The sequence below is a fragment of the Shinella fusca genome, from assembly GCF_014203155.1.
Classification (GTDB): Bacteria; Pseudomonadota; Alphaproteobacteria; order Rhizobiales; family Rhizobiaceae; genus Shinella; species Shinella fusca.
In genome coordinates, this window is the sequence record NZ_JACHIK010000006.1 from 130,531 (window position 1) to 155,220 (window position 24,690).

The following is a 24,690-nucleotide window of genomic DNA, read 5'->3' on the forward strand; positions in this document are numbered from 1 at the left end:
AAGGGCCAGCGGGCAACAGCGGCGCGGGAAAACGCCGTCCGTGCCGCGCCTTAGCGCGCGGGCACCGGGCGGTGCAGCACTTCGCGCAGCGCCTTGTGGATATATTCGTTGCCGGCGACGATGGTGCCGGTGTCGAACATGGCGTTGCCGCCCTCGAGGTCGCTGGCATAGCCGCCGGCTTCGCGAATCAGCAGCACGCCGGCCGCCATGTCCCAGGGCATCAGGTCGCGTTCCCAGAAGCCGTCGAAACGGCCGGCGGCGACATAGGCGAGATCGAGCGCGACCGCGCCCATGCGGCGCACGCCGGCGACTTCGCCCATCGTGTGGCGCAGCTCGATGAGGAACTTGCCGTGGTTGCCGCGGCCGAGATGCGGAACGCCGCAGCCGACGACGGCGTCGGAAAGGTTCTTGCGGGCGGCGACGCGCAGGCGGCGGTCGTTGAGGAAGGCCCCGCCGCCGCGCTCGGCGGTGAAGAGCTCGTCGGTCGCCGGGTTGAGGACGACGGCGGCGACGATCTCGCCGTTGCGCTCCAGCGCGATGGAGACCGCGAAGAACGGAATGCCGTGCAGGAAATTGGTGGTGCCGTCGAGCGGATCGACGATCCAGCGGTGCGCGCCGTCCGTGCCGACGATCTCCTCGCTCTCCTCGCCGAGGAAGCCGTAGGTCGGGCGGGCCTTCATCAGCTCGTCGCGGATGATCTTCTCGGCCTTGCGGTCGGCCTGGGAAACGTAGTCGCCCGGCCCCTTGAGCGAGACCTGGAGGTTCTGCACTTCGCCGAAATCGCGCCCGAGCGACTTGCCGGCCTTGAACGCGGCCTGAACCATGACGTTGAGAAGAGCTGAACGGGCCATGCTGCTAGAGTTCCTTCGGGAATGTCCGGTGTTTTATCCGGTGGCCGGGAGACGGCGAAAGCCGCGGCGCGCATGCACCGGGACCGGGATGCGCCTCAAGACCACAAATCCCCCGAAGTTTCAAGCCTTGAGCGTTGAGAAGGGTGCAAGGCACGCGCGCCGCCGCTGCATAGGGGGGCCTGAACGGGGCAAAAGCAAAGGCCCGCCGGGAGGACCGGGCGGGCCTTCAAGAAGGGAAGGGGCCTTACTTTCAGGCGGCGGCCTTCAGTTCCTTGTCGATCATGGCGCGCAGGCTGCCGAGGTCCTTGGCGAAGGCGCGGATGCCCTCGGAGAGCTTGTCGCTCGCCATGGCGTCCTCGTTCAGCATCCAGCGGAAGGTCTTCTCGTCGATCTTGACCGGCGAAACCTTGGCGGCCTTTTCCGGCGAGAGCTTGCGTTCCAGCTTGCCGTCGGCGGCGTCGAGCTCTTCCAGCAGCGCGGGGCTGATCGTCAGGCGGTCGCAGCCGGCCAAAGCCTCGATCTCGCCGGTGTTGCGGAAGGAGGCGCCCATGACGATCGTGTTGATGCCGTTGGACTTGTAGTAGTCGTAGATCGAGCGGACCGAGAGTACGCCCGGATCGTCTTCCGCCGTGAAGGTCTTGCCGGTCGCCTTGACGTGCCAGTCGAGGATGCGGCCGACGAAGGGCGAGATGAGGAACACGCCGGCATCGGCGCAGGCGATGGCCTGGGCCTTGTTGAAGAGCAGCGTCAGGTTGCAGTCGATGCCTTCCTTCTGGAGGACTTCGGCCGCGCGGATGCCTTCCCAGGTGGAGGCGAGCTTGATGAGGATGCGGTCGCGCGAAATGCCGCGCGCGTCATAGGCCTTGATGATCTGGCGGGCTTTGGCGATGGAGCCGTCGAAATCGAAGGAGAGGTCGGCGTCCACTTCGGTGGAGACGCGGCCGGGCACGAGTTCGGCGAGCGCCGCACCGACGGAGATGGCGAGGCGGTCGGCAACGGCGGCGACGACGCCCTCGCGGCTGCCGCCCTGCGACTGGCCCCAGCGGAGAGCTTCGGCGACCGTGTCGGCAAAGGCCGGCGTGCCGAGCGCCTTCAGGACGATGGTGGGGTTGGTGGTGCAGTCGACCGGCTTCAGGCGGCGCACGGCTTCGATATCGCCGGTGTCTGCCACGACGGTCGTCATCGCGCGGAGTTGTTCAAGTTTGGATGCCATGTCCGAAATCCCGAATGGTTGTTGCTGGGCCGCTTTCTCAGGGAAACGCAGGGCCCTCCTCCATGTTCCTGTGGAAGCGCGGCCGGCGAGCGTGCTTCCGTTTCACTCGCCGTCCGCGCTGGCACACCTTGCCTGCCGACGGAAAGCCGCCAGCCGACACGGGTGGACTATCGACGTTCCGCCGGGGAAAAGTCAAGCACTTTTGCTCATTCTTCTGAACATATGTCGCATTTGCCGCACGATGTGCTAAGCTGTGCGCAAAGATGCAGCAAAGGGAGGCGACGTGGCACGGCTTCGGCGCGATACGCACACGGCCTATTCGGAATCGGCGGCGCTCCGGCTCCGGGCGGCCTGGCTCTATTACAATCAGGGCCTCACCCAGAAGGATGTGGCGGAGAGGATCGGCGTCAGCCGCACCACCGTCATCCGCATGCTCGACGAGGCGCTGAAACGCTCCGAGGTGCAGATCTGGATCAACGAGGGCATCGGCGATTGCGTCGAGCTCGCCGGCCGGCTGGAAAAGGCCTACGGTCTCGACGAGGCCGTGGTGGTGCCGGCGGGCGACACTGCGGAGGCGACGGCAAAGAGCGTCGGCCTGGCGCTCGGCCAGTTCCTCACCGAGGCGATCCCGGACGATTGCACGGTGGGGGTGGGCTGGGGCCGCACGCTCACGGCCTCGCTCGCCAGTTTTCGTCCCGCGCGGCGCGAGCGCGTGAAGGTCGTCTCGCTGCTCGGCGGCGTCGTGGAGGCGCACAACATCAACCCCATCGAATATACTTGGCGGCTGGCGAGCCAGCTCGGCGCGGAATGCTACCTGTTCCTCGCCCCGCTGCTGGTCGATTCGAAGGAGACCAAGCGCAGCCTCATCGAGAAATGCGGGCTGAAGACCCTGTTCGAGATCGCGGAGAGCATGGATATCGCGGTCGTCAGCTGCGGCGATATCGGGCCTGACGCCAGCTCCCTGTCGCGCGATTTCATCGCCCGGCACGAGCTGGAGGAGCTGATCGCGGCGGGCTGCGTGTGCGATACGATGTGCAATTTCCTCGATGCCGAGGGCCACACCATCGACCACCCGATCCGCCACCGCGTCATGTCCATCGATCTCGATACGGTGAAGAAGGCGCGCCATATCGTGCTCGTCTCGGGCGGGGCGCACCGTGCCCCGGCGATCCGCGCCACGATCCGCCGCGTCGGCTGCAACACGCTGATCACCGACGAGGGCGCGGCGCAGGCGATGCTGCGGCTTGCGGAGATTTCTTCGGCTGCATGAAGCCTAAAGAAGATCGAGGCGTACGGCGCGGGAGATCGCGCCCGTCATATTGCGCGCGCCGAGCTTGTCGATGGCGCTGCGCAGCGCCTCGGCGACCCGGGGCATCGCGATATCCGTCTCCAGCACGATATCGGCCGGCGTCCGGCCGTTGGCGGCGAGTGCTAGGCACCGCCGTTCGATTTCGCTGAGTTCCGGCACCGGGGAAAGATCATCTTTCGAGGACATGCGCCCGACTTAAAGGCTGAGCCGGACAGCGCAAGGACAAGCGCCCCCGATGCTTAACGGCGGGCCTCGGCTTTTCTTCCTCATGTCCCGTTTCGAAACAGGCCGATGCGCGTCGCAGGGAAACGGGGATTTGCCTTCCGCCGCTGCTAGCTGGTAAGCGGAGCGCAACAGGGCGGGAGAGATCCGTGACGAAGAGGGAAGAGAAGGCGGCGATCCGCAACGAGCGGCTGGCGCTGCGCGATGCGATGACGGCGGAAGCGCGCATCGAGGGCAGCCTTGCCATGGTCGATCACGCCGGCGACCGGCTCGATTTTACGCCCGGCACGGTGATTTCCGGTTTCTGGCCGATCCGCTCGGAGGCGGACATCCGCCCGCTGATGGCGCATCTGCGCACGCGCGGGGCGCGGCTCTGCCTTCCCGTCGTGCTCGACCGCGAGACCATCGTCTTCCGTGAGCTCGTTCCCGGCGCGCCGGTGATCAAGACCGGCTTCGGCACGACCGGGCCGGGGCCGGAGGCCGCCGTGCTCGACCCGGAAATCCTGCTCGTGCCGCTTTCGGCCTTCGACCGGGCGGGCCACCGCATCGGCTACGGCGCCGGCCACTACGACCGCGCCATCGACCGCCTCAAGGCGAAAGGCGGTGCGCCGAAACTCATCGGCATTGCGTTCGACTGCCAGGAAGTGGCATCAGTACCGGCGGAACCGCACGACGTCGCGCTGGACGCGATCCTCACCGAGAGCGGCTTCCGCATGTTCCAACAGGTTTCGTAAGGCGGGCAGATGCGTTTTCTCTTTCTGGGCGACATGGTGGGCAAGACCGGGCGGACGGCCGTCTGGGAGCGCCTGCCGGGGCTGATCGGCGACTTCAAGCTGGATTTCGTCGTCGTCAACGGGGAGAACGCGGCCGGCGGCTTCGGCATCACGGAAGACATCTTCCTGGAGACGATCAATGCCGGCGCCGACGTGGTGACGACCGGCAACCACGTCTGGGACCAGAAGGAGGCGGTAACCTTCGCAAGCCGTCACGACCAGTTCCTGCGCCCCGCCAACTATCCCGCCGGAACGCCCGGCCGCGGCGCCAATCTCTTCGTCGCCCGCAACGGCGCGCGCGTCCTCGTCTCCAACATCATGGGCCGGGTGTTCATGCATCCCGAGCTCGACGACCCCTTCACGGCGGGCGAGGCGATCCTCGCCTCCTGCCCGCTCGGCGAGCAGGCCGATGCCGTGATCTTCGACTTCCACGCCGAGGCGACGAGCGAGAAGCAGTGCTTCGGCCATTTCGTCGACGGGCGCGCCAGCGTCGTCGTCGGCACGCACACCCATGTGCCGACCGCCGACTGCCAGATATTGAACGGCGGCACGGCCTACATGTCGGATGCCGGCATGTGCGGCGACTACGATTCCTCCCTCGGCATGGAGAAGGAGGAGCCGCTCAACCGCTTCATCTCGAAGATGCCGAAGGGCCGTTTCGAGGCGGCCTCGGGGCCGGCGACGATCTGCGGCATGGCGGTCGAGATTTCCGACCGTACGGGCCTTGCGGAGAAGGTCGCGCCGCTCCGCCTCGGCCCGCGCCTTGCCGAGACGGTGCCGGATTTCTGGCGCTGAGCCAGGCCGTCAGACCATGTGGCGCAGCCGGTCTGCGGGGCCGCCGGTGAAGTCGACATGCGTCTTCACGCCGACATCCGGCTCCTCGTCCGGGTTGAGGTTGGCCTTGGCGATCTCCCAGCCGAATTTCAGCGTGCTGCCGGTGGAGGCCCAGATCTCCGCGTCCTCCATCTCGAGCGCCAGCAGGGTGAGCTTCGGGTCGTCCTTGCCGTCGAACCAGGCCTCGATCACCGAGTTCCAGTATTCGTCGATCTTGACGGGGTCGCGGCGCAGGAGGATGCGGCCGGAAATGCAGGCGTGATAGTCGTGGTCCTTGCCGACCACGCAGAAATGAGCGCGCGCGCCGGGAGCGATCGCCTCGGCGATCTCCGTGTCGGTCTTGGTGAAGAACCAGATCGTGCCCGTCTGGCGGTCGAGCTGCGGAGCCATCGGCTGCATGTGCATAGAACTGCCTTCGAGGCCGAGCATGCCGGCATGGATGCGGTCGATCTCGTCGAAAAGCTGCTCTTTGGGGTTTTCACGGGCCTTGGTAAGGTCGGACATGGCTGTTCCTTTCGAGCGTTGCGGTCGATGAAAGGGAACGGAGGGCGAGTGGCAAGGTTCCACCTTCGGGCGTGGCGCTTGCCGGAGCGGCCGGCCCTGCCTATTCTTCGCCCTTTCAAGCCGGAGCCCGCGATGCGTTTCCTGTCCGCCGTCCCCCTGCTGCTTTTTGCGACCGCCGCCCTTGCGGCCGGGGCGCCGACGCCCGGCGGGCCCGGCGCCGAATCGGGCAAGCCGCGCGGAACGGAAATGCAGCCGGTGGAAAAGGCGCCGGTTCGCGTGCTCGGCGTTGCCGAAGAATTCGTCATGCCCTCCGGCAATATCGGCTGCATCTACATTCCCGAGGGCGGCACGGCGACCTACCGGCCGGCCGACGGCGGGCCGGAGCTTTCCTGCGACCGTGTCGAGCCGAAATACCTGCGCGCGACGCTCGGGCGCGCCGGCAAGGCGGTGGTGCGCACCAATGTCGGCGACCGGGGCTGCTGCGGCGGCGACAAGGTCATCCCCTACGGCGACGTGTGGTCGGCCGGTCCCTTCACCTGTTATTCGGAGCGTACGGGGCTCACCTGCAAGCGCGACGACGGCCATTCCTTCCTGCTCAGCCGCGCCCGCGTGACGGCGAACTGAGCTTTCGCCGCTTTGTTTGCCGGACTGCTGGACGCGCGGCGGCAATGAAATTATAAGGCGGCATTTCGAAAATCGGGGCATGAGACCGGCGCGCCGGCGCGGCGGGTGCCCTGCCACAGTGACCGGCGACCGAAGGATAAGGGCGCCAAACGAGACAGGGGTGCCATGGCTGGCCATTCACAGTTCAAGAATATCATGCACCGCAAGGGTCGGCAGGATGCCGTGCGGTCGAAAATGTTCTCCAAGCTCGCCCGTGAAATCACGGTCGCGGCCAAGACGGGCCTGCCCGACCCGTCGATGAACGCCCGCCTGCGCCTGGCGATCCAGAACGCCAAGGCGCAGTCGATGCCGAAGGACAATATCGAGCGCGCCATCAAGAAGGCCTCCGGCGCCGACAGCGAGAACTACGAGGAAGTCCGCTACGAGGGCTACGGCCCGGGCGGCGTCGCCGTCATCGTCGAGGCGCTGACCGACAACCGCAACCGCACCGCCTCCTCCGTCCGCTCGACCTTCTCCAAGGCCGGCGGCGCGCTCGGCGAAACGGGCTCGGTCTCCTTCTCTTTCGACCGCGTCGGCGAGATCACCTACAAGCTCTCCGTCGGCAGCGCCGACGACGTCATGGAAGCCGCCATCGAGGCCGGCGCCGAGGACGTGACGAGCGACGAGGACGGCCACACCATCATCTGCGGCTTCGAGGATATCGGCGACGTCTCCAAGGCGCTGGAAGACAAGCTGGGCGAAGCCGAGACCGTCAAGGCGATCTGGCGGGCGCAGAACACGGTGCCGGTCGACGAGGAAAAGGCCCAGTCGCTGATGAAGCTCATCGACACGCTGGAAGACGACGACGACGTGCAGAACGTCTACTCGAACTTCGAAGTGTCGGACGAGGTGATGGCGAAGCTGTCGGCCTGATCGAGCCACCAGTCTCTCCTTCCGTCATCCTCGGGCCAAGCCCGACCATGACGAAAAGGGCGACGCTGAAATAGCAAAAGGCCGATGCTACCAAGGCGCCGGCCTTCTTCTTTATGCCGCCTCAGCCAGCTCCCGCTGCGCCCCGGCAAACAGCCGCACCGATTTCAGCCGCGCCTCCATGTCGTAGACCGGCATCGACACGATCAGCTCGTCCGCCTTCGTCAGCGCCAGGAAATCGGCGATGCGGCGCCTGATCGTCTGCGGCCCGCCCACCACGGCATATTGCAGCGTGTGCTCGACCATGATGCGCTCCTGCTCGTTCCAGAAGGCATCCATATCGTCGACCGGCGGCGGGAAGGCGCCCGGCGTGCCGCGGCGCAGGCGCACGAAGGATTGCTGCATGGAGGTGAAGAGATGGTTCGCCTCGCCGTCCGTATCGGCCGCCGCACCCATCACGCCGACCATGACATGGGGCCTGTCGAGATATTGCGAGGGCTCGAAGCGCTCGCGGTAGATCTCCAGCGCGCTCAGCAGCATGTCCGGCGCGAAATGCGAGGCGAAGGCGAAGGGCAGGCCCAGCATGCCGGCCAGATGCGCCGAATAGTGGCTGGAGCCGAGCAGCCAGACCGGCACGTTGCTGCCTGCGCCCGGAATGGCGATGACCTTCTGGTCGGGGCCCGCCGGCCCGAGGAGCTGCATCAGTTCCACCACGTCCTGCGGGAAGGCGTTCGCCGCGCTGTCGAGGTTGCGGCGCAGCGCCTGCGCCGTGCGCATGTCCGTGCCCGGCGCGCGGCCGAGGCCGAGGTCGATGCGGTCCGGAAAGAGCGCGGCGAGCGTGCCGAACTGCTCGGCGATGACGAGCGGCGAATGGTTCGGCAGCATGATGCCGCCGGAGCCGACGCGGATCGTCTTCGTGCCCGCGGCGACATGCTGGATGACGAGGGAGGTGGCGGCGCTGGCGATGCCGCGCATGCCGTGATGCTCGGCGAGCCAGAAGCGTTTGTAGCCCTCTGCCTCCGCCTCCTGCGCGAGGCGGCGGGAATTTTCGAGCGACTGGGCGACGGTGCCGCCTTCGGTGACCGGGGACAGGTCGAGGATCGAGAAGGGCACCATGGCGCGGCCTCTTTGCTAAGGAAATTTGATTGCCCTCCCATGTAGGTTCAGTTTCTTGAAATCCAAGCGAAGATGGTCCGCTTTCCGCAAACCGCTCCTTTGTTTTTGTTTTGTTCACATTTGACTGGCAGGGTCCGGCCAACGGGACTAGGGTTTTTGCATGCAGGAAACGATTCGCATCATCGGCATCGATCCGGGGCTTCGCCGCACCGGCTGGGGCATCATCGAGACGCTCGGCAATTCGCTGCGCTTCGTCGCCTCCGGCACGGTGACCTCCGACGGCGAGATGGATCTTGCCTCGCGCCTCTGCCAGCTCCACGACGGCCTTGCCGAGGTGGTGCACGGCTACAAGCCGGACGAGGCGGCGGTGGAGCAGACCTTCGTCAACAAGGACGCGACGGCGACGCTGAAGCTCGGCCAGGCGCGCGGCATCGCCATGCTGGTGCCGGCCCGCGCGGGCCTGCGCGTCGCCGAATATGCGCCAAACGCCGTCAAGAAGGCCGTCATCGGCGTTGGCCACGGCGAGAAGCAGCAGATCCACATGATGCTGAAGGTGCTGATGCCCAAGGCGACCTTCGTCGGCAACGACGCCGCCGACGCGCTCGCCATCGCCATCTGCCACGCCCACAACCGCCAGGGCCTTTCCGGCCGCCTCGCCAAGCTCGCCGGCTGATTTGTTCTTGACTTGTTCCTGTTGTGCCGGTAAGTAATACTGTAGAGGTATTACCATGCGCGTGACGGAAAAAGGCCAGGTGACGATCCCGAAGGATATCCGCGAGCGGCTTGCCATCAAGCCGGGCTCGGAGGTCGACTTCGTCGTGTCGGAGGACGGCGTGATGCTGGTCAAGGCCGGTGACGGTAAGTCCGACTTCAAGGATTTCGAGGATTGGGCGGCGAGCGTCCAGGGGACTTGGGACCTCGATGGCATGACGCCCGACGAATATTTCGAATGGCTGCGGGGGCCGCGTGATGACCTCGACCCTCGTTGACACGAATGTCCTGATCGACATTCTCGGTCCGGACCGGCCCCAGCGCGTCTGGTCGCTTGCCGCACTGAAGCGCTGTGCGGAAGAAGGCGAACTCGTTCTTCATTCCGTCGTCTGGTCGGAGCTGGCGACCTCGCCGCTCAGCGAGCTGGAGCTGAACCTTGCCTTCGGCTGGCTGCGCATGCGGCGCGAACCGATGTCCTACGAGGCGGCATTTTCGGCAGGCAAGGCGCATTATGCCTATCGCCGGGCGGGCGGGCTTCGCGAGCGCACGCTTCCCGATTTCCTTGTCGGTGCCCATGCGGCCGCCCGGTCCCATCGCCTGCTCACCCGCGATGCCGCCCGCTACCGCACCTATTTCCCCGCGCTCGACATCATCTCTCCCGAAACCCATCCCTGACGGATCCTCCCATGATCGGCAAACTCAAAGGCGTAATCGACGAGATCGGCGAGGATCATGTGGTCCTCGACGTGCACGGGGTCGGCTATGTCGCCCATTGCTCGGCGCGCACGCTCGGCAGGCTCGGCTCGGCCGGCGAGGCGGCGGTGCTGTTCATCGAGACCTATGTGCGGGAGGATCAGTTCCGCCTGTTCGGCTTCCTGACGGCGCTGGAGCGCGAATGGTTCCGCCTTTTGCAGAGCGTGCAGGGCGTCGGCTCCAAGGTGGCGCTCGCCGTCCTTTCCACGCTGACGCCGGGGGAGCTTGCCAACGCCATCGCGCTTCAGGACAAGACGGCCGTGTCGCGCGCGCCGGGCGTCGGGCCGAAGGTGGCGGTGCGCATCATCACGGAGCTGCGCAACAAGGCGCCGGCCTTCGCGGGCGAGGCGGGGGCGTCCATCGGGCTCAAGCAGGAGATCGGCGAAGGGGTCGCTTCCGCCCCGGTTACCGACGCCGTCTCGGCGCTCACCAATCTCGGCTATTCGCGCGACCAGGCGGCCAACGCCGTCGCGGCGGCGCTCAAGAACGGCGGGGAGGGGGCCGACAGCGCCAAGCTCATCCGTCTCGGCCTCAAGGAATTGTCGCGGTGATGCGGTTGCCTTCCTCCGTCGACAATGGGATTAGGGCTCAATGAGCGACGAGACCAGACTGCTTTCGCCCGACAAGCGCGGCGAGGACATCGATACGGCCCTCAGGCCCCAGACGCTGGACGATTTCACCGGCCAGGCGGAGGCGCGGGCGAACCTGAAGATATTCATCGAGGCGGCGAAGAACCGCGGCGAGGCGCTCGACCATGTCCTCTTCGTCGGCCCGCCCGGCCTCGGCAAGACGACGCTGGCGCAGATCATGGCCAAGGAGCTCGGCGTCAACTTCCGCTCGACCTCCGGCCCGGTCATCGCCAAGGCCGGCGACCTTGCGGCGCTGCTCACCAATCTGGAAGAGCGCGACGTGCTCTTCATCGACGAGATCCACCGCCTCAACCCGGCCGTCGAGGAAATCCTCTATCCGGCCATGGAGGATTTCCAGCTCGACCTCATCATCGGCGAAGGCCCGGCCGCGCGCTCGGTGAAGATCGACCTGTCGAAATTCACGCTCGTTGCCGCCACCACGCGCCTCGGCCTATTGACGACGCCGCTGCGCGACCGCTTCGGCATTCCGGTGCGGCTTAATTTCTACACCGTCGAGGAACTGGAATCGATCGTGCGCCGCGGTGCGCGGCTGATGGGCCTCGGCATGACGGACGAGGGCGCGCGCGAGATCGCGCGGCGGGCGCGCGGCACGCCGCGCATCGCCGGCCGCCTGCTGCGCCGTGTGCGCGATTTCGCGGAAGTGGCGAGGGCCGAGGCCGTGACGCAAAAGATCGCCGACGAGGCGCTGACGCGGCTCCTCGTCGACAATATGGGCCTCGACCAGCTCGACCGGCGCTACCTTTCGATGATCGCGCACAATTTCGGCGGCGGGCCGGTCGGCATCGAGACCATCGCGGCCGGTCTTTCCGAGCCGCGAGACGCCATCGAGGACATCATCGAGCCCTACATGATCCAGCAGGGCTTCATCCAGCGAACGCCGCGCGGGCGCGTGCTGACGGCCAATGCCTGGAAGCATCTCGGCCTCACGCCGCCGAAGGATATCGAGGCGACGCAGTTCCGGCTGGGGCTGGAGGACGAGTGAGGGCATGTCCGTGACCGAAACGAACCACCATCTTTCCGGTGAGCTGACGGAAGCGGGCCACCGGCTCGTGCAGCGCGTCTATTATGAGGACACGGATTTCTCCGGCGTCGTCTACCATGCCCGCTACCTGCATTTCCTGGAGCGCGGCCGCACGGACTACCTGCGGCTCCTCGGCGTGGAGCAGGGCAGCCTCATTCTTGAGGAGGACCGCGAGGGCCTCGTCTTCGTCGTTCACCGCATGGAGATCGACTTCAAGGCGCCCGCGCGCATGGACGATATCCTGACGATCCTGACGTCCACGGAAAAGGCGGGCGGGGCGAAGATGATCCTCGACCAGGAGATCCGCCGGGGCGAGCAGGTGCTGATCGCCGCGCGGGTCATCATCGCCGTCATCAATGCGGCCGGCCGGCCGCGCCGGCTGCCCGAGGCGCTGGCGGCGCGCTTCCTCGCCAAGGTGGCGGCCGTTTCCGGCGGGGCCGGACAGTAACACTCCCTTAACCATAATGATGTCTTACTCGGCTGGTGAGGATTTTGTGCACTGCACGTCATCCTTTAACCAAAATTGCCGTGAAGAAGGCAGGTTGTAAGCGTTTGACCGGCATGGCGGCCGGCGGCATCAACCGGACATTCTTGACGGGTTGCGAAGCGGGTGCGGACGAAAATCCTTCCGGGCGACGCACGTTTTTGAATGCCGAAGCGGGTTTTTCCTCCCAGGGATCCGTGACGGCGGAATGTTACCCGGTTCGGGCCGCAAGCGCCTGTGCCGGGTGTTTGGATTCGGGGACATAGGTCTATGGAACAAGTGGGTTTGGAAGCGGCAGGCAGCGTGACCCTTTGGGGTCTCTTCATCCAGGCCGGATTCATCGTGAAGCTGGTCATGCTCGGCCTTATCGCCGCGTCCGTGTGGACCTGGGCCATCGTGGTGGACAAATCGGTGAGCTACGGCAAGGCCCGCCGCCAGCTCGACAGCTTCGAGCAGGTGTTCTGGTCCGGCCAGTCGCTGGAAGAGCTCTACCGCACGCTTGCCGACCGCCAGACGAGCGGCATGAGCGCCATGTTCGTGGCGGCCATGCGCGAATGGAAGAAGAGCTTCGAGCGCGGGGCGCGCTCACCCATAGGGCTGCAGATGCGCATCGACCGGGCGATGGACGTCACGCTCGCCCGCGAATCCGAGGCGCTGGAAGCCCGGCTCGGCTCGCTCGCCACCATCGGCTCGGCGGCGCCCTTCGTCGGCCTCTTCGGCACGGTCGTCGGTATCATGACCTCGTTCCAGGCGATCGCCGGCTCCAAGCAGACGAGCCTTGCGGTGGTGGCGCCCGGTATCGCCGAAGCGCTGCTCGCCACGGCCATCGGCCTCGTCGCGGCCATTCCCGCCGTCATCGCCTACAACAAGTTCTCCGCCGATGCCGGCAAGCTGACGGCGCGCATGGAAGGCTTCGCGGACGAGTTCTCCGCCATCCTCTCGCGCCAGATCGACGAGAAGCTGCAGCCGCGCGCGGCAGCGCAGTAACCGGCCACCAGGGTATTTCGCAGTTCCGACGCAAATCCATCGCAGGCTTGCCGGAACTGCCACAGACGGAGACGACGCCATGGGCATGTCAGTCGGAGCGAAGAATGGCGGAGGCGGGCGGCGGCGCCGCGGAGGCGGCAGGCGCGCGCCGATGAGCGAGATCAACGTGACGCCGATGGTCGACGTCATGCTCGTGCTGCTCATCATCTTCATGGTCGCAGCGCCGCTGATGACCGTCGGCGTGCCGCTCGACCTGCCGAAGACGCAGGCGAAAGCCCTCAACGCCGATACCCAGCCGATCACCGTCTCCGTCAAGGCCGACGGCCAGGTCTTCCTGCAGGAAACCGCAATCCCCGTCGAGGAGATCGCCGCCAAGCTCCAGGCCGTCGCGACGACCGGCTATACCGAGCGCATCTTCGTGCGCGGGGACGGCAATGCGCCCTACGGCGTGATCGCCGACGTCATGTCGCGCATCCAGGCCGGCGGCTTCACCAATATCGGCCTCGTCACCGAGCAGAAACCGGACAGGTAACCGCACGCCATGAAGGGCAGCCTTGCCACATCCGCCGTGCTTCACGCCCTGGTCATCACCTGGGCGCTGGTCTCGCTCGGCCGTCCCGAGAGCTTCGACGTCGCCGATGTCGAGGCGCTGCCGGTCGACATCGTGTCGATCGAGGAGCTGACGCAAATCCAGCAGGGCGACAAGAAGGCCGAGATGAAGGAAAAGGCCGCGCCCATTCCGACCAAGAAGGAAACGCCGGTCGAGAATGCGCAGAATGCCGGCGACAACGAGGTCGACCTGAAGAACCTGCCGACGCCGGAGGAAAAGCCGCGCGACATCGAGACCGCCGCCTCGCCCGAAAAGGCGGAAAAGGTCGTCCAGACGCCGGACACCAAGCCGGTGGAGGAGGTTAAGCCCGAAAAGTCGGCAAGCGAGCCCTCCACGGAGGTCGCAGCGCTCCCCGAGGCCAAGCAGGAGGTCAAGCCGGACCCGAAGCCCGAGGCGACGCCGAGCGAAGACAAGCCCGCCGAGGACCCGGAAGCCGAGGCGCTGCCGGACAAGGTGCCGCTTCCCGAAATGAAGCCGAAGGTCGAGCAGAAGAAGGCCGAGCCCGTAGAGAAGCCGGAAGAGAAGAAGACGGAAACGGCCAAGGCCCAGACCGCCAAGACGCCCGACCGCAAGAAGGACGAGAAGAAGAAGCAGGAGAAGGCGAGCTCGCTGAACGACAGCGACTTCAACGCCGACGAGATCGCCGCGCTTCTCAACAAGGAAAAGGCGGCCGGCGGCGGCGCCAAGCGCTCGCAGGAGCAGGCGGCCCTCGGCGGCAAGAAGACGACGACCGGCTCCAAGCTCTCGATGAGCGAGATGGACGCGCTGCGCGGCCAGATCCAGAACAACTGGTCGATCATCCCCGGCCTTTCGGATGCGGCTGACGTGCGCATCCAGGTCAAGATGCAGCTCGACCAGAACGGCGACATCATCGGCGAGCCGGAAGTGACTGCCACGGGCGGCTCGGAATCCGCGCGCCGGGCGCTTGCCGGCGGCGCGCGCCGCGCCATCATGAAATCGCGGCCCTTCAAGGGCCTGCCGCCGGAAAAATATGACGCCTGGAGCGAAGTCGTCGTGAACTTCGATCCGAGTCAAATGATGTAGAACTAGGGAAGGCCTAGACATATGTTCAGACGCAATCTCCTCCGCTTGCTGGTCGTGCTGACCGGCCTTGCAGCCTCGCTGCCGCAGGCCTGGGCGCTTGTCGAAATCAACATCAACAAGGGCAATGTCGAGCCGTTGCCGATCGCCGTCACGGACTTCGTCGCCAGCGGAGACCTCGGCCAGCGCATCACCGATGTGATCGCGGCGGACCTCAAGCGCTCCGGCCTCTTCGCGCCGGTCGCCAAGCAGGCCTTCATCGAGAAGATCTCCAACCCCGACCAGGCGCCGCGCTTCGAGGACTGGAAGGTCATCAACGCGCAGGCCCTCGTCACGGGCCGCGTGACGCAGGAAGGCGACGGGCGCCTTCGCGCCGAGTTCCGCCTGTGGGATACCTTCGCCGGCCAGCAGCTCACCGGTCAGCAGTTCTTCACCCAGCCGGAGAACTGGCGCCGCGTGGCGCACATAATCGCCGACGCGATCTATGAGCGCCTGACGGGCGAGAAGGGCTACTTCGACACGCGCATCGTCTATGTCGCCGAAAGCGGCCCGAAGACGGCCCGCAAGCGCCAGCTCGCCATCATGGACCAGGACGGCTTCAACGCCCGCGCGCTGACGAACGGCAACGATATCGTGCTGACGCCGCGCTTCTCGCCGAACCGGCAGGAAATCACCTACATGTCCTTCGAGGGCAACCAGCCGCGCGTCTACCTGCTCCAGCTGGAGACCGGGCAGCGCGAGGTCGTCGGCAATTTCCCGGGCATGACCTTCTCGCCGCGCTTCTCGCCGGATGGCCAGAAGGTCATCATGAGCCTCCAGCAGGAAGGCAACTCCAACATCTACACGATGGACCTGCGCTCGCGCACCACGACGCGCCTGACCTCCACGGCCGCCATCGACACCTCGCCCTCCTACGCGCCGGACGGCACGCAGATCGTCTTCGAAAGCGACCGGGGCGGCAAGCCGCAGCTCTACGTGATGGGCGCCGACGGTTCCAACCAGCGCCGCATCTCCTTCGGCGACGGCTCCTATTCGACGCCGGTCTGGTCGCCGCGCGGCGATCTCATCGCCTTCACCAAGCAGTCGGGCGGCAAGTTCTCCATCGGCGTGATGAAGCCGGACGGCTCGGGCGAGCGCATCCTGACGACGGGCTTCCACAACGAGGGCCCGACCTGGGCGCCGAACGGCCGCGTGCTGATGTTCTTCCGCCAGGCGGCGGGCGCGGGCGGGCCGCAGATCTATTCGATCGACCTCACCGGCTATAACGAGCAGGTCGTGCCGACGAAGGGCTTTGCCTCGGACCCGGCCTGGTCGCCGCTTCTGGAATAGCGCCAGTGCGGGCGCGTGCCTGCCGCGATCTTGCCGCAAAGTCCTGCAAACAGGCGAAAGGCAGGGCGCGGCGGATGCGCGCCCACCGGGAATGCGAGGGGCCGGGGACGGTCTTTAAAGCAATCGTTAACCATAGTCGTTGAACGCCGATTAACCGCTTCGGGTTACAGTCCGGCAACCCTGATTGAAACCCGTGCTTCAACGCACTTGACGCAAGAACTGATGCAAGGAGACCGGCTCATGAGCCGCATTCATACCCCGGCCGCTGGCCGCATGCAGACCATCGCCCGCAACCCGGTGATGATCGCGCTCGTCATGACGCTTGCCCTCGCCGGCTGCGCCTCCAAGAAGAACCTGCCGAACAGCGCCGGCGACCTCGGCCTCAACGGCGGCGCGGGCGCCGCGACGCCCGGCTCGCAGCAGGACTTCACCGTGAATGTCGGCGACCGCATCTTCTTCGACACCGACTCCTCGTCGGTCCGCGCAGACGCCGCCGCGACGCTCGACCGCCAGGCCCAGTGGCTGCAGCGCTACCCGAACTACGCGATCACGGTCGAAGGCCATGCCGACGAGCGCGGCACGCGTGAATACAACCTGGCGCTCGGCGCACGCCGTGCGGCCGCGACCCGCCAGTATCTCGCTTCGCGCGGCATCCCGGCAAACCGCATCAAGACGATCTCCTACGGCAAGGAAAAGCCGGTCGCCGTCTGCGACGACATTTCCTGCTGGTCGCAGAACCGCCGCGCGGTCACCGTTCTCGGCGGCGCCGGCATGTAATTCCTTGCCCGCAGGCAAGTGTGAAAGGCGGCCGCAGGGCCGCCTTTCTTTTTTCAACACACTTTGGCCGAACTCCGTTGCTTTTTGAGTGTATTTGGAAAACTCTTGCGCCCCGCGCTTCGGCGCACAACAGGACCAACAGGACGAAGATAGATGAAGAAACTTGTCGCGGCAGGCGTTCTCAGTCTCGCAGCGGTGGTGGGCACGGTCGGGCCGCTCAACGCGTCGCCGCTTTCGACGCTGATGAACGACCTTTTCCCGGCCAAGGGCGGGCACGCCCAAAACGGCGGCGTCGTTCTCGCCCAGGCGATGGACCCGCGGGTCGGCCAGCTCGAAGAGCAGATCCGCACCCTCAACGGGCGCATCGAGGAGATGAGCTACCAGCTCCTGCAGATGCAGGAACAGCTCCGCAAGACGCAGGAAGACAACGAATACCGCTTCCAGGACCTTGAAAGCGGCAAGGGCAAGGCGAGCGGCAAGAGCGGCGCGCTCGACAAGCCGGTGGACGGCGGCACCGCCGACCGGCAGACGGCATCGAACGCGGTTCCGGCGGATCAGACCGCCGGGGCCGACGCCGCCACCGGCGGCGAGGGGCTCGGCGCGCAGCCGCAGGAGCTCGGCAGCATCCAGTTCGACGAGAACGGCAACCCCATCGGCGCGGAGGCCAACCCGAACCTCGACAACCAGAGCGCCTCCACCGGCGGCGATGCGCTGCCCGGCGTCGACGACAACCTGCCGCAGGCCTCGCAATCCTCGACCGCCTCGCTCGACAAGCCGGAAGACCTCTACCAGTCCGCCTACGGCCATGTGCTTGCCGGCGACTATCAGGTCGCCGAGCGCGAATTCCGCGACTACCTCGATATCTTCCCGAACAGCGAGAAGGCGGCGGACGCCAATTTCTGGCTCGGCGAGGCACAGTATTCGCAGGGCAACTACAACGACGCGGCCAAGACCTTCCTCAACGCGCACCAGACCTACGGCAAGTCGAAGAAGGCGCCGGAAATGCTGCTGAAGCTCGGCATGTCGCTCGCCGCCCTCGACAACCGCGAAACCGCCTGCGCGACGCTGCGCGAAGTCACCAAGCGCTACCCGAACGCCTCCAAGGCCGTGAAGAGCAAGGTTTCTTCCGAACAGAGCCGCCTGTCCTGCTGATCGCGGGCGGACGATGACCGTGGCCTTCGACGATCCCGTCCTTGCGGCCGCCGACCGTTTCCTCAAGACCTTCCAGCGCCCCGCACGCCTTCTTGCCGCCGTTTCCGGCGGAAGCGATTCGACCGGGCTCTTCATCGCCTTCGCCACCCTCCTGAGCGCGGGCCGCCACCCCCACATCACGTTCTGCGCCGCTACGGTCGACCATGACCTGCGCGCCGGTTCGGCTGAAGAAGCCGCCGCGGTCGCCGTGCTTTGCGCGCGCCACGGAATCGCGCATGCCACCCGCCGCTGGAAAGGGCCGAAACCGGCCTCCGGCCTTCAGGCCGCCGCCCGGGCGGAGCGCTACCGCCTGCTTGTCGATGCTGCCCGCGAGATGGGCGCGGACGCTATCCTCGCCGCCCATACGCGGGACGACCAGTCCGAGACCGTCGCCATGCGTGCGGCGCGCGCGCCGGAAGGGATCGGCCTTTCCGGCATGGCGGAGGGCGTCCTTCTCGACGGCGCCGTCTGGCTGCTGCGGCCGTTCCTCGCCGTCGGGCGGCAGGATATCCGCGCCTTCCTCGCCGCGCGGGGAGAGGGCTGGATCGAGGATCCGAGCAATCTCAACCCGCGCTTCGAGCGGGTGCGGGTCCGCGAGGCGGGCGAGGGACCGGAAGCGGCCGCCGGCCGCTTGTGGTTGTCGCAGCATGCCGCCGCGTTCCTGGCTGCGAACGTTGCCGCTGAAGGCCCACTCTTCACGCTTCCGGTGCCGGCCATCGGGGCTGCGCTCGCCGACCCCGCGGCCTGGCGCGGCCTTCTCGTGCTTGCTGCGGCAGCGGGCGGGCGGGCCCATGGGCTCGAAGCCCGCTCGGCCGCGCGTTTGCGCACCTTCCTTGCCAGCGGCACACTGTCGCGGCTGACGGCGGGGCGCGTCGTCTTCGACCGCCGCCGCGACGGCCTTTACCTCTACCGCGAATGCCGCGGCATTGCCCCGCTTGCGGTTCCGTCGGGCGCAATCGCCGTCTGGGACGGCCGTTGCCGTGTGGCGAACCGGACGGAGCGGACGTTCGTGGTTTCCGCCGCCGGCGATGCGCTGGGGGAAGGGCTGCGCGGCCCCGCCCAGCGGGCGGCGCGCGCCGCACCGCGCCTGAATTTCGAGGATGGCGGGCTCGTACAGGAGGGAGCGGATGCCGCGCTGGTGATCGCGCCCTATGCGCATTTCCTGCCGCGCTTCGACCTGCCGCTGGCACAGGCGCTCGCGACGCTTTTCGGCTGCGCGCCCTTCCCGTCTCCGCCGAACGAATGAGGGCGCGGGCGGGCGCGGTGTGCTAGACTATGCCCACGGCGCGGCGCCGGGCGGCCTTTCGGCACTCCGGCCGTTGACGATAGTTTGACAAAAGCCCGTGGGAGCGCGCGCTTTGCCTTGGCAAGGCCGCATGGCGACCCTATGTTAGGCGACAAGAAACGGCCGGGAAAGCCCGGCCGGGAAAGTGCCCGGAAAGTTCGATGAATCCTAATTTCCGCAACTTCGCCCTGTGGGCGATCATCGCCCTGTTGCTGATCGCGGTGTTCAGCATGTTCCAGACGAGCCCGGCCCAGACCGGCTCGCGGGAAATCCCCTATTCGCAGTTCCTCAAAGAGGTGGACTCGAGCCGGGTGAAGGAAGTCGTCATCACCGGCGAGAAGATCGTCGGCAGCTATGCCGAGACCGGCGCGACCTTCCAGACCTATGCGCCGAACGGCGACAATTCGCTCGTCCAGCGCCTCGAGGCCAAGAACGTCGTCGTCAGCGCGCGGCCGGAGACGGACGGCTCGTCCGGCTTCCTCAGCTATATCGGCACGCTGCTGCCCATGCTGCTGATCCTCGGCGTCTGGCTGTTCTTCATGCGCCAGATGCAGGGTGGCTCGCGCGGGGCGATGGGCTTCGGCAAGTCCAAGGCCAAGCTCCTCACCGAGGCGCATGGCCGCGTGACCTTCGCGGATGTCGCGGGCGTCGACGAGGCCAAGCAGGACCTGGAAGAGATCGTCGAGTTCCTGCGCGACCCGCAGAAGTTCCAGCGACTCGGCGGGCGCATCCCGCGCGGCGTGCTGCTCGTCGGCCCGCCCGGCACGGGTAAGACGCTGCTCGCGCGCTCCGTCGCGGGCGAGGCGAACGTGCCCTTCTTCACCATTTCGGGCTCCGACTTCGTGGAAATGTTCGTCGGCGTCGGCGCGTCCCGCGTGCGCGACATGTTCGAGCAGGCCAAGAAGAACGCGCCCTGCATCATCTTCATCGACGAAATCGACGCCGTCGGCCGCCATCGCGGCGCCGGCCTCGGCGGCGGCAACGACGAGCGCGAGCAGACGCTGAACCAGCTCCTCGTCGAGATGGACGGCTTCGAGGCGAACGAGGGCATCATCCTCATCGCCGCCACCAACCGTCCCGACGTGCTCGACCCGGCGCTCCTGCGTCCCGGCCGCTTCGACCGCCAGGTCGTCGTGCCGAACCCGGACATCGTCGGGCGCGAGCGCATCCTGAAAGTGCATGTGCGCAACGTGCCGCTTGCACCGAACGTCGACCTCAAGGTGCTGGCCCGCGGCACGCCCGGTTTCTCCGGCGCCGACCTCATGAACCTCGTCAACGAGGCGGCCCTGATGGCGGCACGCCGCAACAAGCGCCTCGTCACCATGGCCGAATTCGAGGACGCCAAGGACAAGATCATGATGGGCGCCGAGCGCCGTTCCTCGGCCATGACCGAGGCGGAAAAGAAGCTCACCGCCTATCACGAGGCGGGCCACGCCATCGTCGCGCTCAACGTGCCGGTCGCCGACCCGCTGCACAAGGCGACGATCATCCCGCGCGGCCGTGCGCTCGGCATGGTCATGCAGCTTCCCGAGGGCGACCGCTACTCGATGAGCTACAAGTGGATGGTCTCGCGCCTCGCCATCATGATGGGCGGCCGCGTCGCCGAGGAAGTGACCTTCGGCAAGGAGAACATCACCTCCGGCGCCTCGTCCGACATCGAGCAGGCGACGAAGCTCGCCCGCGCCATGGTCACGCAATGGGGCTTTTCCGACCAGCTCGGCCAGGTCGCCTATGGCGAGAACCAGCAGGAAGTCTTCCTCGGCCATTCCGTCGCGCAGCAGAAGAACGTTTCCGAAGCGACCGCGCAGAAGATCGACAACGAGATCCGCCGCCTGATCGACGAGGCCTATTCCGAGGCCAAGCGCATCATCACCGACCAGAACCACGAGTTCGTGGCGCTCGCCGAAGGCCTGCTCGAATACGAGACGCTGACGGGCGACGAGATCAAGGCGCTCATCCGCGGCGAGAAGCCCGCCCGGGACCTTGGCGACGACACCCCGCCGCACCGCGGCTCCGCCGTGCCCAAGGCCGGCCAGAAGAAGGGCGGCGAGCCCGAAGGCGGCCTCGAGCCGCAGCCGCAATAACGCGCCTCCATCCGCAGAAAACAGCGAGCGGCCGGGAAGAAATTCCCGGCCGTCGGTTTATCGGCAGGGCCCGCCTCCCTCTCCTCCGTCGTCCTCGGGTCTGATCCGAGGATCCAGGAGACAGGCATGGCCGGGCCGTGGAGCATGGATGGTCGGGTCAAGCCCGACCATGACAGAGAGGGTGAGGGAGAACGAGAGCGAGAGCGGAAGCAGGCTCGCGAGCAGCCCGATGCACCGGAAATTCTCGGCTGTTGCTCGCCGGCAGGCCCCGCCTCCCTCTCCTCCGTCGTCCTCGGGCCTGACCCGAGGATCCACGCCACAGGCAAGGCCGTGCCGTGGAGCATGGATGGTCGGGTCAAGCCCGACCATGACGGAGAGGGTGAGGGAGAACGAGAGCGAGAGCGGAAGCAGGCTCGCGAGCGCCCGATGCACCGGAAATTCTCGGCTGTTGCTCGCCGGGAGGCCCCGCCTCCCTCTCATCCGTCATCCTCGGGCCTGACCCGAGGATCCGGGTCACAGGCGAGGCCGGGCCGTGGAGCATGGATGGTCGGGTCAAGTCCGACCATGACGGAGAGGGTGAGCGCAAGGGAAACGGCGGCAGTCCGGCTCGCCGGCGCTTCCCGGCCGTTTTCTTTCGGTAACGGGCTGTAACGAATTCTGATGTCAGGGTGGATGCTCTTTTCGCGCTTTTGTGGCAAAGAAGCGCGATTGCTGCACGTCTTTAAGGTTAGGGTTACGCGGGAAGGCGTAGAATATTTCCCCATCCGGTGCCCTGATATATGGCGCCGGGGACGCGGCAGATGGAACGCGTATGCGCGAGGGCGCGGCGGAAGGTGCCGCAGACCCGGCGAATTCAGGAGCGAACATGAAACGTCGTTATTTCGGCACGGACGGCATCCGGGGTCAATCCAACCTCTTTCCGATGACGCCGGACCTTGCCATGCGGGTCGGCATCGCGGTGGGCACGATCTTCCGGCGCGGCGCGCACCGCCACCGCGTCGTCATCGGCAAGGACACGCGCCTTTCCGGCTACATGCTGGAAAACGCCATGGTGGCGGGCTTCACGGCGGCCGGCATCGACGCCTTCGTCCTCGGCCCGATCCCGACGCCCGCCGTCGCCATGCTGACGCGCTCGCTGCGCGCGGATATCGGCGTCATGATCTCGGCCTCGCACAACCCGTTCTACGACAACGGCATCAAGCTCTTCGGCCCGGACGGCTACAAGCTCTCCGACGAGCTGGAGATGGAAATCGAGGACCTGCTTGAAAAGGACATGATGGCGCAGCTCGCCAAGGCTGCCGAAATCGGCCGGGCCAAGCGCATCGACGGCGTGCACGACCGCTATATCGAGCATGCCAAGCGCACGCTGCCGCGCGATGTCACCCTGCAGGGCCTGCGCGTCGCCATCGACTGTGCCAACGGCGCGGCCTATCGCGTGGCGCCGGCGGCGCTGTGGGAGCTCGGCGCCGACGTCGTGACGATCGGCAACGAGCCGGACGGCGTCAACATCAACCTCGACTGCGGCTCCACCCATCCGGCCGCGCTCCAGCGCAAGGTGCACGAGGTGCGCGCCGATATCGGCATCGCGCTCGATGGCGATGCCGACCGCGTGCAGATCGTCGACGAGAACGGCAAGATCATCGACGGCGACCAGCTGATGGCCGTGATCGCCGAAAGCTGGGCGGCCGACGGCGTGCTGCGCGGCGAGGGGATCGTGGCGACCGTCATGTCCAATCTCGGCCTCGAACGGTTCCTCACCGGCAAGGGCCTCGGCCTGCAGCGCACCAAGGTCGGCGACCGCTACGTCGTCGAGCACATGCGCCAGAACGACTACAATGTCGGCGGCGAGCAGTCGGGCCACATCGTGCTCTCCGATTTCGGCACGACCGGCGACGGCCTCGTCGCCGCGCTGCAGATCCTCGCCTGCGTCAAGCGCTCCGGAAAGACGGTGAGCGAGGTGTGCAACCGCTTCGAGCCCGTGCCGCAGGTGCTGAAGAACGTCCGCATCAAGGCCGGCGCGCCGCTGGAGGACGCCGTCGTGCGCCAGGCGATCGCCGATGCCGAAAGCGAGCTTGCCCGCAACGGCCGCCTGCTCATCCGTCCGTCCGGCACGGAACCGCTCATCCGCGTCATGGCGGAAGGCGACGACCGCGCGCAGGTGGAACGCATCGTCGACGAACTCGTCGGCGTCATCGGCTCTGTGCGCAACGCCGCCTGACGGGGGCGTGATCCTCTTCTTGAAAGGCCGGGGCATTGCTCCGGCCTTTTCTTTGTGTGCCAAGTCGAGCTCGGAGCTTTATTTAAAAGTTTACCGGATTCGTGAACGCCGGTTAACAAATAGGGTAAATCTTCGTAGTTAATCGGGCCTTAACTATTCCCCGCCATTATCCTGCCTGATCGAAGGACTTGGGGACCGGCGTGCCGGCCGTGCCAAGCACAGCCTATTGGAGTGAGGCCATGAGGAAAGTTTTGAGTGGCGTCGTTGCCGTCCTGCTGACAGGCACGTCGGGTTACGCGGCCGATCTGTATCAGCCGCAGGTCATCGAGGCCCCGGTGCAGGAAGCGGCCATCGTCGAGACGGGCGGCTGGTACCTGCGCGGCGATGCGGGCTGGTCCTACAACAAGATGCGCGGCGCGCATTATTTCCAGGGGTCGAACGACCTCGATACCGATTTCGATACGGCAAGCCTGAAGAACGGCTTCACCATCGGCGGCGGTGTCGGCTACCAGATCAACGACCACTTCCGTACGGACGTGACGCTCGACTATATGTTCAAGTCTGATTTCCACGGCTCGACTTCAGGCACATGCGGCTTCAACACAAGTCTGGCTTGCACGTCCCGGGATGTTGCTTCTCTGACTGCTCTCAGCCTTCTCGCCAACGCTTATGTCGATATCGGGACATATGGCTCCTTTACGCCTTATGTCGGTGCCGGTATCGGTGGCACCTATGTGAAGTGGAACGATCTCACGAACACTTCTTGTGCCGACAATGGTTCGGGTTGCGATGATACCTACGTCCACGGCGGCAGGAAGAGCTGGCGCTTCACCTATGCCCTCATGGCAGGTGCAGCCATCGACGTGACCTGCAATCTCAAGGCCGACGTCGGTTACCGCTTCCGTCACGTCACCAAGGGCGACATGTTCGGCTACAATGAGGGCGGCGGCCCCGGCTACGACAAGGGCTTCTACAGCCACGAGGCCCGTGCGGGTCTGCGTTATTCCTTCAACGGCTGCGAAACGGCGTCCTATATCCCGCCGGCCGAAATTCCGATCGAGCAGCCGGTCTACAAGTAAGCCGGCTCTCCGGTTCCCCTTCAGGGCCGCCCTTCGGGGCGGCCTTTTGCGTTCGCGGCAAGGCTTAACGGTTTCTTCATTCCTTAAGAAATATGGTTAACCAAGGGTATAGGCG

26 protein-coding genes are annotated in these 24,690 nt (G+C 66.1%); 21 read left to right on the forward strand and 5 right to left on the reverse strand.

Translation table 11 applies throughout. The features are described from left to right. Positions 1 to 50: 50 nt before the first annotated feature. The gene (locus HNQ66_RS11065) at positions 51 to 851 is read right to left on the reverse strand and encodes an inositol monophosphatase family protein (protein WP_184144062.1); all 801 of its coding nucleotides are present in this window, start codon (positions 849 to 851) and stop codon (positions 51 to 53) included. 250 nt (positions 852 to 1,101) lie between these two features. Further along, positions 1,102 to 2,064, reverse strand: a complete 963-nt coding sequence (gene tal, locus HNQ66_RS11070) for a transaldolase (protein WP_184144064.1) — start codon at positions 2,062 to 2,064, stop codon at positions 1,102 to 1,104. Positions 2,065 to 2,347: 283 nt separating this feature from the next. On the opposite strand from tal, the gene HNQ66_RS11075 reads away from it, so the two are divergent. Continuing rightward, on the forward strand, positions 2,348 to 3,334 hold the full coding sequence (locus HNQ66_RS11075; RefSeq protein ID WP_184144066.1) for a sugar-binding domain-containing protein: 987 nt from the start codon (positions 2,348 to 2,350) through the stop codon (positions 3,332 to 3,334). A gap of 3 nt (positions 3,335 to 3,337) precedes the next feature. On the opposite strand, the gene HNQ66_RS11080 is transcribed toward HNQ66_RS11075, so the two are convergent. Continuing rightward, positions 3,338 to 3,559: a helix-turn-helix domain-containing protein gene (locus HNQ66_RS11080; protein ID WP_184144068.1), complete on the reverse strand. Its 222-nt coding sequence runs from the start codon at positions 3,557 to 3,559 to the stop codon at positions 3,338 to 3,340. Positions 3,560 to 3,744: 185 nt separating this feature from the next. On the opposite strand from HNQ66_RS11080, the gene HNQ66_RS11085 reads away from it, so the two are divergent. Together HNQ66_RS11085 and HNQ66_RS11090 are read left to right on the forward strand one after the other, a co-directional pair. Next, entirely contained in the window at positions 3,745 to 4,329 is a 585-nt protein-coding gene (locus tag HNQ66_RS11085) for a 5-formyltetrahydrofolate cyclo-ligase (protein WP_184144070.1), read from the forward strand. 9 nt (positions 4,330 to 4,338) lie between these two features. Continuing rightward, positions 4,339 to 5,163 (forward strand): TIGR00282 family metallophosphoesterase, encoded by an 825-nt coding sequence (locus HNQ66_RS11090; protein WP_184144072.1) that lies wholly within the window; start codon positions 4,339 to 4,341, stop codon positions 5,161 to 5,163. Positions 5,164 to 5,172: 9 nt separating this feature from the next. Here the strand turns inward: HNQ66_RS11090 and HNQ66_RS11095 are convergent, their stop codons facing one another. Then, complete coding sequence (locus HNQ66_RS11095; protein ID WP_184144074.1) at positions 5,173 to 5,706, reverse strand: pyridoxamine 5'-phosphate oxidase family protein; 534 nt, start codon at positions 5,704 to 5,706, stop codon at positions 5,173 to 5,175. Between the two features lie 132 nt (positions 5,707 to 5,838). Here HNQ66_RS11095 and HNQ66_RS11100 point away from each other — a divergent pair, with 132 nt between their 5' ends. Both HNQ66_RS11100 and HNQ66_RS11105 read left to right on the forward strand, forming a co-directional pair. Next, the gene (locus HNQ66_RS11100) at positions 5,839 to 6,330 is read left to right on the forward strand and encodes a hypothetical protein (protein ID WP_184144076.1); all 492 of its coding nucleotides are present in this window, start codon (positions 5,839 to 5,841) and stop codon (positions 6,328 to 6,330) included. 165 nt (positions 6,331 to 6,495) lie between these two features. Next, on the forward strand, positions 6,496 to 7,242 hold the full coding sequence (locus HNQ66_RS11105) for a YebC/PmpR family DNA-binding transcriptional regulator (RefSeq protein WP_184144078.1): 747 nt from the start codon (positions 6,496 to 6,498) through the stop codon (positions 7,240 to 7,242). Between the two features lie 111 nt (positions 7,243 to 7,353). Here the strand turns inward: HNQ66_RS11105 and HNQ66_RS11110 are convergent, their stop codons facing one another. Beyond that, positions 7,354 to 8,355, reverse strand: a complete 1,002-nt coding sequence (locus tag HNQ66_RS11110) for an LLM class flavin-dependent oxidoreductase (RefSeq protein ID WP_184144080.1) — start codon at positions 8,353 to 8,355, stop codon at positions 7,354 to 7,356. Between the two features lie 160 nt (positions 8,356 to 8,515). Between HNQ66_RS11110 and ruvC the strand changes: the two genes are divergently transcribed. The 16 genes from ruvC to HNQ66_RS11190 all read left to right on the forward strand — a co-directional run bounded on the left by ruvC (position 8,516) and on the right by HNQ66_RS11190 (position 24,575). After that, positions 8,516 to 9,028, forward strand: a complete 513-nt coding sequence (gene ruvC / locus HNQ66_RS11115) for a crossover junction endodeoxyribonuclease RuvC (RefSeq protein WP_184144082.1) — start codon at positions 8,516 to 8,518, stop codon at positions 9,026 to 9,028. Between the two features lie 55 nt (positions 9,029 to 9,083). Beyond that, positions 9,084 to 9,344 (forward strand): AbrB/MazE/SpoVT family DNA-binding domain-containing protein, encoded by a 261-nt coding sequence (locus HNQ66_RS11120; RefSeq protein WP_184144084.1) that lies wholly within the window; start codon positions 9,084 to 9,086, stop codon positions 9,342 to 9,344. Beyond that, positions 9,325 to 9,741 carry a type II toxin-antitoxin system VapC family toxin gene (locus tag HNQ66_RS11125; protein WP_184144086.1) on the forward strand — a complete coding sequence of 139 codons (417 nt, stop codon included), beginning with the start codon at positions 9,325 to 9,327 and terminating at the stop codon, positions 9,739 to 9,741. Before HNQ66_RS11120 ends, HNQ66_RS11125 begins: the two co-directional genes overlap by 20 nt. Before the next feature lie 11 nt (positions 9,742 to 9,752). Next, a complete protein-coding gene (gene ruvA / locus HNQ66_RS11130; protein ID WP_184144088.1) occupies positions 9,753 to 10,370 on the forward strand; it encodes a Holliday junction branch migration protein RuvA in 618 nt (205 codons plus the stop codon). A 40-nt stretch (positions 10,371 to 10,410) separates the two neighbouring features. After that, the gene (ruvB, locus tag HNQ66_RS11135) at positions 10,411 to 11,451 is read left to right on the forward strand and encodes a Holliday junction branch migration DNA helicase RuvB (RefSeq protein WP_184144090.1); all 1,041 of its coding nucleotides are present in this window, start codon (positions 10,411 to 10,413) and stop codon (positions 11,449 to 11,451) included. Positions 11,452 to 11,455: 4 nt separating this feature from the next. Then, positions 11,456 to 11,938, forward strand: coding sequence for a tol-pal system-associated acyl-CoA thioesterase (gene ybgC, locus HNQ66_RS11140; protein WP_184144092.1), 483 nt, complete (start codon positions 11,456 to 11,458; stop codon positions 11,936 to 11,938). A gap of 306 nt (positions 11,939 to 12,244) precedes the next feature. Next, positions 12,245 to 12,961 carry a protein TolQ gene (tolQ, locus tag HNQ66_RS11145; protein ID WP_184144094.1) on the forward strand — a complete coding sequence of 239 codons (717 nt, stop codon included), beginning with the start codon at positions 12,245 to 12,247 and terminating at the stop codon, positions 12,959 to 12,961. A gap of 79 nt (positions 12,962 to 13,040) precedes the next feature. Further along, positions 13,041 to 13,493 carry a protein TolR gene (gene tolR / locus HNQ66_RS11150; RefSeq protein WP_184144096.1) on the forward strand — a complete coding sequence of 151 codons (453 nt, stop codon included), beginning with the start codon at positions 13,041 to 13,043 and terminating at the stop codon, positions 13,491 to 13,493. A 9-nt stretch (positions 13,494 to 13,502) separates the two neighbouring features. After that, positions 13,503 to 14,615 carry a hypothetical protein gene (locus tag HNQ66_RS11155; protein ID WP_184144098.1) on the forward strand — a complete coding sequence of 371 codons (1,113 nt, stop codon included), beginning with the start codon at positions 13,503 to 13,505 and terminating at the stop codon, positions 14,613 to 14,615. Between the two features lie 21 nt (positions 14,616 to 14,636). Then, positions 14,637 to 15,941 (forward strand): Tol-Pal system beta propeller repeat protein TolB, encoded by a 1,305-nt coding sequence (tolB, locus tag HNQ66_RS11160; RefSeq protein WP_184144100.1) that lies wholly within the window; start codon positions 14,637 to 14,639, stop codon positions 15,939 to 15,941. Between the two features lie 240 nt (positions 15,942 to 16,181). After that, the gene (pal, locus tag HNQ66_RS11165) at positions 16,182 to 16,718 is read left to right on the forward strand and encodes a peptidoglycan-associated lipoprotein Pal (RefSeq protein ID WP_184144102.1); all 537 of its coding nucleotides are present in this window, start codon (positions 16,182 to 16,184) and stop codon (positions 16,716 to 16,718) included. A gap of 153 nt (positions 16,719 to 16,871) precedes the next feature. Continuing rightward, a complete protein-coding gene (ybgF, locus tag HNQ66_RS11170; RefSeq protein ID WP_184144104.1) occupies positions 16,872 to 17,870 on the forward strand; it encodes a tol-pal system protein YbgF in 999 nt (332 codons plus the stop codon). A gap of 13 nt (positions 17,871 to 17,883) precedes the next feature. Further along, positions 17,884 to 19,155: a tRNA lysidine(34) synthetase TilS gene (gene tilS, locus HNQ66_RS11175; protein ID WP_184144106.1), complete on the forward strand. Its 1,272-nt coding sequence runs from the start codon at positions 17,884 to 17,886 to the stop codon at positions 19,153 to 19,155. Positions 19,156 to 19,355: 200 nt separating this feature from the next. Next, the gene (ftsH, locus tag HNQ66_RS11180) at positions 19,356 to 21,278 is read left to right on the forward strand and encodes an ATP-dependent zinc metalloprotease FtsH (protein ID WP_184144108.1); all 1,923 of its coding nucleotides are present in this window, start codon (positions 19,356 to 19,358) and stop codon (positions 21,276 to 21,278) included. An 865-nt stretch (positions 21,279 to 22,143) separates the two neighbouring features. Next, positions 22,144 to 23,496 (forward strand): phosphoglucosamine mutase, encoded by a 1,353-nt coding sequence (gene glmM, locus HNQ66_RS11185; RefSeq protein ID WP_184144110.1) that lies wholly within the window; start codon positions 22,144 to 22,146, stop codon positions 23,494 to 23,496. A 239-nt stretch (positions 23,497 to 23,735) separates the two neighbouring features. Next, complete coding sequence (locus tag HNQ66_RS11190) at positions 23,736 to 24,575, forward strand: outer membrane protein (RefSeq protein WP_184144112.1); 840 nt, start codon at positions 23,736 to 23,738, stop codon at positions 24,573 to 24,575. Positions 24,576 to 24,690 lie beyond the last annotated feature (115 nt).

Excerpts from the sequence above, each read along its gene's own strand:
- pal (WP_184144102.1), top strand. The coding sequence starts at position 16,182 with ATGAGCCGCATTCATACCCCGGCCGCTGGCCGCATGCAGACCATCGCC.
- HNQ66_RS11065 (WP_184144062.1), bottom strand. The coding sequence starts at position 851 with ATGGCCCGTTCAGCTCTTCTCAACGTCATGGTTCAGGCCGCGTTCAAG.
- tilS (WP_184144106.1), top strand. The coding sequence starts at position 17,884 with ATGACCGTGGCCTTCGACGATCCCGTCCTTGCGGCCGCCGACCGTTTC.
- HNQ66_RS11120 (WP_184144084.1), top strand. The coding sequence starts at position 9,084 with ATGCGCGTGACGGAAAAAGGCCAGGTGACGATCCCGAAGGATATCCGC.
- ruvB (WP_184144090.1), top strand. The coding sequence starts at position 10,411 with ATGAGCGACGAGACCAGACTGCTTTCGCCCGACAAGCGCGGCGAGGAC.
- ybgF (WP_184144104.1), top strand. The coding sequence starts at position 16,872 with ATGAAGAAACTTGTCGCGGCAGGCGTTCTCAGTCTCGCAGCGGTGGTG.
- ruvC (WP_184144082.1), top strand. The coding sequence starts at position 8,516 with ATGCAGGAAACGATTCGCATCATCGGCATCGATCCGGGGCTTCGCCGC.
- HNQ66_RS11095 (WP_184144074.1), bottom strand. The coding sequence starts at position 5,706 with ATGTCCGACCTTACCAAGGCCCGTGAAAACCCCAAAGAGCAGCTTTTC.
- HNQ66_RS11080 (WP_184144068.1), bottom strand. The coding sequence starts at position 3,559 with ATGTCCTCGAAAGATGATCTTTCCCCGGTGCCGGAACTCAGCGAAATC.
- tal (WP_184144064.1), bottom strand. The coding sequence starts at position 2,064 with ATGGCATCCAAACTTGAACAACTCCGCGCGATGACGACCGTCGTGGCA.
- ybgC (WP_184144092.1), top strand. The coding sequence starts at position 11,456 with ATGTCCGTGACCGAAACGAACCACCATCTTTCCGGTGAGCTGACGGAA.
- HNQ66_RS11100 (WP_184144076.1), top strand. The coding sequence starts at position 5,839 with ATGCGTTTCCTGTCCGCCGTCCCCCTGCTGCTTTTTGCGACCGCCGCC.
- glmM (WP_184144110.1), top strand. The coding sequence starts at position 22,144 with ATGAAACGTCGTTATTTCGGCACGGACGGCATCCGGGGTCAATCCAAC.
- tolQ (WP_184144094.1), top strand. The coding sequence starts at position 12,245 with ATGGAACAAGTGGGTTTGGAAGCGGCAGGCAGCGTGACCCTTTGGGGT.
- HNQ66_RS11190 (WP_184144112.1), top strand. The coding sequence starts at position 23,736 with ATGAGGAAAGTTTTGAGTGGCGTCGTTGCCGTCCTGCTGACAGGCACG.
- ruvA (WP_184144088.1), top strand. The coding sequence starts at position 9,753 with ATGATCGGCAAACTCAAAGGCGTAATCGACGAGATCGGCGAGGATCAT.
- tolR (WP_184144096.1), top strand. The coding sequence starts at position 13,041 with ATGGGCATGTCAGTCGGAGCGAAGAATGGCGGAGGCGGGCGGCGGCGC.
- HNQ66_RS11105 (WP_184144078.1), top strand. The coding sequence starts at position 6,496 with ATGGCTGGCCATTCACAGTTCAAGAATATCATGCACCGCAAGGGTCGG.
- ftsH (WP_184144108.1), top strand. The coding sequence starts at position 19,356 with ATGAATCCTAATTTCCGCAACTTCGCCCTGTGGGCGATCATCGCCCTG.
- tolB (WP_184144100.1), top strand. The coding sequence starts at position 14,637 with ATGTTCAGACGCAATCTCCTCCGCTTGCTGGTCGTGCTGACCGGCCTT.
- HNQ66_RS11090 (WP_184144072.1), top strand. The coding sequence starts at position 4,339 with ATGCGTTTTCTCTTTCTGGGCGACATGGTGGGCAAGACCGGGCGGACG.
- HNQ66_RS11125 (WP_184144086.1), top strand. The coding sequence starts at position 9,325 with ATGACCTCGACCCTCGTTGACACGAATGTCCTGATCGACATTCTCGGT.
- HNQ66_RS11110 (WP_184144080.1), bottom strand. The coding sequence starts at position 8,355 with ATGGTGCCCTTCTCGATCCTCGACCTGTCCCCGGTCACCGAAGGCGGC.
- HNQ66_RS11155 (WP_184144098.1), top strand. The coding sequence starts at position 13,503 with ATGAAGGGCAGCCTTGCCACATCCGCCGTGCTTCACGCCCTGGTCATC.